The organism is Nocardia sp. NPDC060220, from assembly GCF_042727815.1.
Classification (GTDB): Bacteria; Actinomycetota; Actinomycetes; order Mycobacteriales; family Mycobacteriaceae; genus Nocardia.
On record NZ_JBHWZY010000339.1, the window covers coordinates 1 to 7,035 of the forward strand.

7 protein-coding genes are annotated in these 7,035 nt (G+C 68.5%); 3 read left to right on the plus strand and 4 right to left on the minus strand.

Annotated elements, in window-relative coordinates; translation table 11 throughout:
* Positions 1–132: 132 nt before the first annotated feature.
* Positions 133–456 (plus strand): WhiB family transcriptional regulator, encoded by a 324-nt coding sequence (locus ACFWF3_RS18600; protein WP_378632852.1) that lies wholly within the window; start codon positions 133–135, stop codon positions 454–456.
* A gap of 64 nt (positions 457–520) precedes the next feature.
* Here the strand turns inward: ACFWF3_RS18600 and ACFWF3_RS18605 are convergent, their stop codons facing one another.
* Positions 521–1,105 carry a helix-turn-helix domain-containing protein gene (locus ACFWF3_RS18605; protein WP_379314618.1) on the minus strand — a complete coding sequence of 195 codons (585 nt, stop codon included), beginning with the start codon at positions 1,103–1,105 and terminating at the stop codon, positions 521–523.
* Positions 1,106–1,300: 195 nt separating this feature from the next.
* Between ACFWF3_RS18605 and ACFWF3_RS18610 the strand changes: the two genes are divergently transcribed.
* Together ACFWF3_RS18610 and ACFWF3_RS18615 are read left to right on the plus strand one after the other, a co-directional pair.
* Entirely contained in the window at positions 1,301–2,404 is a 1,104-nt protein-coding gene (locus ACFWF3_RS18610) for an aryl-sulfate sulfotransferase (protein ID WP_379314619.1), read from the plus strand.
* On the plus strand, positions 2,392–3,705 hold the full coding sequence (locus ACFWF3_RS18615) for a uracil-xanthine permease family protein (protein WP_378991338.1): 1,314 nt from the start codon (positions 2,392–2,394) through the stop codon (positions 3,703–3,705). Before ACFWF3_RS18610 ends, ACFWF3_RS18615 begins: the two co-directional genes overlap by 13 nt.
* Positions 3,706–3,726: 21 nt before the next feature.
* Here ACFWF3_RS18615 and ACFWF3_RS18620 read toward each other — a convergent pair whose 3' ends face one another.
* The 3 genes from ACFWF3_RS18620 to ACFWF3_RS18630 form a co-directional block, all read right to left on the minus strand.
* Positions 3,727–5,076 carry an ABC1 kinase family protein gene (locus ACFWF3_RS18620; RefSeq protein ID WP_379314621.1) on the minus strand — a complete coding sequence of 450 codons (1,350 nt, stop codon included), beginning with the start codon at positions 5,074–5,076 and terminating at the stop codon, positions 3,727–3,729.
* Between the two features lie 61 nt (positions 5,077–5,137).
* On the minus strand, positions 5,138–6,013 hold the full coding sequence (locus ACFWF3_RS18625; RefSeq protein ID WP_378991339.1) for a TOMM precursor leader peptide-binding protein: 876 nt from the start codon (positions 6,011–6,013) through the stop codon (positions 5,138–5,140).
* Between the two features lie 208 nt (positions 6,014–6,221).
* On the minus strand, positions 6,222–7,035 hold an 814-nt coding region (locus ACFWF3_RS18630; RefSeq protein ID WP_379314620.1), incomplete at its 5' end, for a zinc-dependent metalloprotease.

Below are 7,035 nucleotides of genomic sequence, written 5' to 3' on the forward strand. Positions count from 1 at the left end.
CCTCCCAGACCTCCTGGCCACGGATCGCGAGAAGCGAAAACCGTGGCCATCTTTATTTCGGCTCCTCAGCCGTTGGCACCGGGTTCGCACACCGAACATTCGACCGCTGCAAACGAGCTGAAGGAGAACGACGTGTTCACCGCCCAGGACTGGCCGACGGCCACTACTGACGTGACATGCCGAACCGTGGCGCAGACCCCTCGCGTCCGTGAGGTCACCAAGACTCTGCCCTGTAGGGGCGGAAACCCCGATCTGTGGTTCGCCGAGAGCCCCACCGATCTCGAGCAGGCCAAGGAACTGTGCGCGGCCTGCCCGATCCGCAAGGGCTGCCTGACCGCGGCCATCGATCGTGCCGAGCCGTGGGGCGTGTGGGGCGGTGAGATCTTCGACCAGGGTGTCGTGATCGCCCGCAAGCGCCCCCGCGGTCGCCCGCGCAAGGTCGCGATCGTGGCATGAACCCGGGAAAAGGGTTGTACCGCAAGCGAACCGCTCACCTCGTCATGGTGAGCGGTTCGTTTTGCTATATGCGGGATGCGCGTTTGACGGTGCGACCGTCGGCGACGGCGAGGACCAATGTGGTGGTGTCCGGGGAGTGCGCCCACCACCTGTGCTTCTCACCCGCGCGGCAGTAATAGGTGTCACCGGCGCCGAGGTCGTGTTCGGTGCCGTCGGCGATCAGGGAGATCCGGCCGCGGATCACGTGGATGATCTCGTCGGATCGGTGGACGAAATCGCGGTCACCGCGATCGGTGCCGCCGGTGAATTCCAGGGCGCGCAGGTCGCGGTCACCGTGGACGAGGGACCGGACGGTGCCCGCACCGGGCTCGGTTTGGGGCAGGGCGGTGTCGTCGGCGGCGCGGACCACGGCCGCGGGCGCGGTGTCGTCGGCCGCGGCCAGCAGGGCTGTCGCGGTGGTCGAGAGGGCATCGGCGATCAGCTGGAGCGAGCGCAGGCTGGTGTTGGTCCGGCCGTTCTCGAGTTGGCTCAGAAATGACTGGGACAGACCGGTTTCGGTGGCAAGGCGGGCGAGGGTGTATTCGGCGGCGAGGCGCCGATCGCGGATCACGGTGCCGAGTTGCCGATTCCGGATGTGCTCACTGGCCACTGATCGCCTCCGTGTCCTCGGTCCTGGCTGTGCGTGTGACTGTAGTGAATTTTCAGTGCCCGCAACCGGTGCTGGTCCGCTGTTTCGGTGTCCGACCAGGGGGTGAGCCGGTTTCGCGCACCATGATCGGAACGGTTCCCGTGTGCGCGATTCTACTGAATATTCAGTGGGGTCGAATATTCAGGAAGAGGCGGCATGGAACAGAACACCCTCAAGCGCCGGGGCATCGGGCTGATCGGCAGCGATGCCGAGCTGGCCTCGCCCGGCTTCACGCTCTACGCGCCGCTGGCGGGCAATGGTCGAGTCGACCTGGTCGACCTCGACGGCGCGATCGTCCACCAGTGGCACCTGCCCTACCGCCCGGGCAGACACGCCCGCATCCTCGCCGACGGCTCCCTCGCCTACAACGGTGCGACCCTGGCCCGTGCACCCCTGTTCGCCATGTGGCGCAAGTACTCCGGCGGTTCGATGGCCCGCTACGACCACACCGGTGCCCAACTATCCGAGATCCGCGACGATCTGGCCCACCACGACGCCCACCACTACGACGACGGGCGCGTGCTCTACGCCGCAGTGCAGCCGCTCACCGGCGCCGACGCGGCACGGATCCAGGGCGGTGTGCCGGGCACCGAAGCCGACGGGATCGTCTGGTCCGATGTGATCCGCGAGGTCGGCCCCGACGGCGCGCCGATCTGGGAGTGGCGTGCCGTCGAGCATCTCGATCCCGCGCAATTCGCACTGCAGCCGCACTATTGGCGTGAGCACTGGCCGCTGATCAACAGCGTGTACCCGCTCGACGAGCACACGGTGGTGGCCAGTCTGCGCAGTGTCTCCGCGGTGATCCTGATCGATCGGCGCACCGGCGCGGTCACCGAGCTCGCCGACCGCGACACCGTCGCTCAACAGCATCACGCCACCCCGCTCGGCGACGGCCAGATCCTGGTGTTCGACAACGGCACCTTCCGCACCGGAGAGTCGGTCACCTACAGCCGCGTCATCGAAATAGACGCTGCTACCGGCGAAGTCGGGTGGACCTATCAGGACTCCCCGCGTGAGGCGTTCTTCACTCCCTTCATGGGTGGCGCGCAGCGGCTGCCCAACGGCAACACGCTGATCACCGAGGCGGCGTTCGGCCGGATCTTCGAGGTGACCCCGGAACGGGAGATCTGCTGGGAGTACGTGGTGCCCTCGTTCACCGAATATCCCGATCCCGATACCGCCCAGGTGTTTCCGGGCGTTTCCAACGCGATCTTCCGTGCCTACCGTTACCGCGCCGAGGAACTCCCATGGCTGCGGTGACCGAACCGATGGTGGCGCCGGTCGACGAGATTCCGCCCGCGGGACGGGCTTTCGCCGGTGCGCTACAGCACCTGGTGGTGATGATCGCGATGCCGCTCACCTCGGTGCTGCTGATCAGCCGCAGCCTGCACCTGGACGACGAGGCGGCCCGCGCCCTGCTCTGTGGCGCACTGCTTTTCAGCGGTATCGGCACCATCCTGCAGTCCGGGGGCCGATACGGTCTCGGAGCCGGGCTGCCGTTCGTCATGTTGCCCGGTGGCGCGGCGGTGGTGCTGTTCATCCAGACCGCGCAGACCTACGACCCCGCCACCGCCACCGGCGCGGTACTGATCACCGCGGTCGCGGGCATCGCACTGGTGCCGATCGCGCGCAAGCTGGTGCGGTTCCTGCCGATGGTCGTGATCGCGAGCATGATCCTGGTGATCGGGGTGAACCTGGTGAAGGTCGGCGCGAATCTGATCACCTCCGCCGACGACCCCACCCCGGTCAGGTCGGTGACCATCGCCGGGGTGACCATCGCGGCGACAGTGCTGGCACACCGTTTCCTGCCTCCCGGTTGGCGACGCGTGTCGGTGCTGATCGGGATGGGGGTCGGGACCGCGGTGGCGGCCGCGCTCGGCCGATTCACGCTCGCCCCGGGTGACGCGCTGGTGCAACTGCCGGAGCCGCTGCTGTTCGGCGCACCGCATTTCGACCTGCTGGCGGCCGTGCCGCTGCTGGTGTTCAGCATCGGCTCGATGGCCGAGGCCACCGGGCAAACGGTGCTCAACGCGCAGGTCGTCGGCAAGCAGATCGACACCGCGCCGACGGTCGGGCGCACGATCCGCGGTGACGCTGTCACCTCCCTGTTCTCCGGGCTGTTCGGTGGACCGACCATGGTGACCAGCGGTGAGAACATCGGGCTGATCCGGCTCACCGGTGTTCGCAGTCGCTACGTCACCGCGCTGACCGGACTGATGCTGATCCTGGCCGCGTTCGTCGCGCCGGTCGGCCGGATCGTGAATTCGCTACCCGGCCCTGTCGTCGGCGCGACGGCGGCCATCGTGTTCGCCACGATCATCGCTTCCGCGATCGGCCTGTTCCGCGAAGTCGACCTGAACGACGACGCGGCCCTGCTCACCACCACCGCGGCCCTCACCGCGGGCCTGCTGCCGATTCTGGTTCCCGCCCTCTATCGCGGCTTCCCCGCCGATCTGAAGCTACTACTCGGCAGCGGAGTCACCATGGCCGCCGTGGTCGGCATCGCGGTGCACGTGCTGTGCACGGTGGGCCGACGCTCGTCCAGGGCTTCCGTCGACTGAGACGCCCCGGGTGAGGGGCGCCTACGACGCCTGTTCGGCGCGGAAGCCCGGCACCCAGGTGCGGACCAGGTTCATGAAGCCGAGTTCCGCGTCGAGCTGGGCCAGGATGCCGACCGAGCCACCGAGTACCCGGAAGACAGTGAGGTACTCGGCCGGAAGTTGCAGGGCGCGAGCGGTTTTCATCTCCGGGCTGGAGAACTCGGAGGCCTTGCCCGCCACCCGCTGCATCCACGAGCGGGTGAAGTGGAACGTGTCGGTGCGAATCGGGTCGCTGAACGGGCGCAGGTACGCCTCGATCTCCTCGTGGGTCACCACCCGGCCGGGAATGACCCAGCCGTGCTCGTAGAGCAACTCGGTGAGGGCCGCGTGCTCGTCGGCGACCGCGAGGGCCAGCATGCGGCCCAGGATCTCCGGGAAGCCGCCCGGCATCGGCGCACACGCGCCGAAGTCGAGCACGGCCAAGGTGCCGTCGGCCCGCACCAGGAAATTGCCGGGGTGCGGGTCGCCGTGCAGCAGGCCGACCAGTTCGGGCGAGCTGAAGTGGAAGGTTCCCATCAGCTCGGCGATCCGGTTGCGCTGCGCCCGGGTGCCCTCGGGGTCCTCCGCGCCTGCCTTGATCAGCGCCGACACCGGGGTGCCGTCGAGCCATTCGGTGACGATCACCTTCGGCGCGCCCGCCACCACCTTCGGGATCGCGATGGTGGGGTGGCCATCGAACGCGGCGGCGAAGCGGCGCTGGTTGGCGGCCTCGATGCGGTAGTCGAGTTCTTCCTCGGTGCGTTCGGTGATCTCGGCGAGCAGCGGCTTCACATCGGCGCCGGGGATCACCGACGAGAGCAGTCCGGTCATCCGCGACAGCGTCTTCAGGTCGGCGCGCAGCGCGTCGTCGGCGCCCGGATACTGCACCTTCACCGCCACCGCGCGGCCGTCGGACCAGACCGCGCGATGCACCTGGCCGATGCTGGCCGAGGCGGCCGGGGTGTCGTCGAAGGACGCGAAGCGTTCCCGCCACTTGGTGCCCAGCTGCTGGTCGAGCACGCGGTGCACCGTCTCGGCGGGCATCGGCGGTGCGGCGGCCTGGAGCTTGGTCAGCGCCTCGCGATAGTGCTCGCCGAACTCCTCCGGGACCGCGGCCTCCATCACGCTCAGCGCCTGCCCGAACTTCATCGCGCCGCCCTTGAGCTCACCGAGCACGGTGAACAGCTGCTCGGCTGCTTTCTGGTTCAGGTTCGCGTTGATCTGCTTCTTGTCACCACCGACGAGCTTCTTGCCGAACCCGACAGCTGCTCGTCCGGCGATGCCGAGCGGAATCTTGGCCAACTTGGCATTGCGGCTGGAACTGCGGCGCACGATCTCGGACACGGTACCCATCATGGCCGAACTCGCGGGGTGTGTGCCATAAGAATGCTCACACCGGCTGATGCGACGCCCGTCACCGAGCGGTTTCCGGCGCGCGGGAGGTCATGTTCCGGCACCCGCATTCCTGATGCGGCAGCCACGGCCGGCGCTGGATCTCGTGGGTGTCGAGGTTCAATTCCACGGTGGCGTCGAGAGTGCGCGGTGGACGCCGCGGTGAACAGGCGACGATCGCCTCCAGTTCGCCGAGCGCCAGCGCGGTCGTCGCCGCGATGCCCGCCGGGGATGCGTGCCCGGTGCGGCCCAGTAGCTGGGCGGCCAGATGCGGCCAGTCGTGATCGAATCCGGCCCGGGTCAGGTCGGCACAGCGCAGGCAGCTGGTCTCGCCGGGCAGTACGAGCGGGCCGACCACGCCGACCCCGTCGCGAACTCGGACCTGCAGGTGCGGCACCCGGCGCAACACCAGATCCACCGACAGTCCGGGGTCGATCATCAACGCGTCGGTGAGTACCACCAGATCGCCCGTGGCGGTACCGGGCGGACTGTCGGGTCGGTACGCGCGCGAGCGGGTGGGGCGAAAACCCATGCGCCGCAATCCGATCGCTACGGCGTCCGAGAGCGGACCGAGGCCGTGCACGGTGATACCGCGGATCTTGCCCAGCGCGGGTTCGGGCTCGAGCAGCAGGCCCGCACGCTCGATCGCGGTGAGCATGCCCATGGTGCGATCGGGGCTGATGCCGAATTCACCTGCCCGCCAGATGATCTGGGGCCGCGACTGCAAGCCGTCGAGCAGGCGGAGGAAGGCGAGCACGGTACCGGTGTCGTGATCGGTGGTTTCCAGCAGCAGCGCGCGTTCGGGGTCCCAGCCGAGCTGGACCGTGCCGGACGGGCGAACCAGGGTGGTCACTCGCGGGTTGAGCATCGGCCCGCGCAGTGGGGAAGTGGTCGTCATGCCAGAAGTATCGGCATCCGACAGCGGCGCGAGGTGCGCCGAAAGTGCAGTTATCCACAGGCTTTCGGCGTGTCGGCCGACGGATTCCGCAGTGTGAACAACCGCTGTACCGCGGGTCGTCGCCGCGTTTCGCGACGAACGTTAGCCTCGGAACCGTGTTGCGCCACCGAGATCGGAAGTTTCTCACCGACCTCGGCGGCGAGGTGGATCAGGCCTTGCCGGAATCCGAGTCGGAATCACCCTCGTCGCGCGGGGTTTCGTCGGAATCGGACTCCTCGGCCTCGGCTTTGCCGAGACCGGCCGCGTCGCGCTCCCGCGCCTCGGTCGCGGCCAGCTGGGCCAGCGGGTCGTCGAAAGCGCCGGTGCTGCCACCGATGATGGAGTCGATGAACCCGGCGGGCGAGTCGAGATCGGTGGAATCGGGCAGCAGATCGGGGTGTTCCCACACCTTGTCGCGCCGCTCCATCCCCGCGTCGGTGGTGAGCCGCCGCCACAGCGCCGAGGCCTCACGCACCTTGCGCGGCCGCAACTCCAAGCCGACGAGGGTGGCGAATGTCTGCTCGGCGGGTCCGCCCGTCGCCCGGCGGCGGCGCAGTGTCTCCGACAGCGCGTTCGCGCCCGGCAGACGCTCACCCACCGCGTCGCTGACCACGACGTCGACCCAGCCCTCGATCAGCGCCAGCAGGGTCTCCAGACGCTCGAGCGCCTGCTTCTGCTCGGGCGTGGTCTGCGGTTCGAACGTGCCCTGGGAGAGCAGTTCCTCCAGCTTGGAGGGGTCGCTCAGCGACATCGGGTCGATGCCCTGCGCGGCTTCCTCGATCGCGGAGAAGTCCATCTTGATGCCGCGCGCGTAGTCCTCCACGGCGCCGAGCACCTGCTGACGCAGCCACGGCACGTGCGCGAAGAGCCGCTGGTGGGCGGCCTCGCGGGCAGCAAGGAAGACCATGATCTCGCTCTCGGGCTGCTCGAGCCCCTCGCTGAACGCCGAGATCGCGGTCGGCAGTAGCGCGGCGGTACCGGCC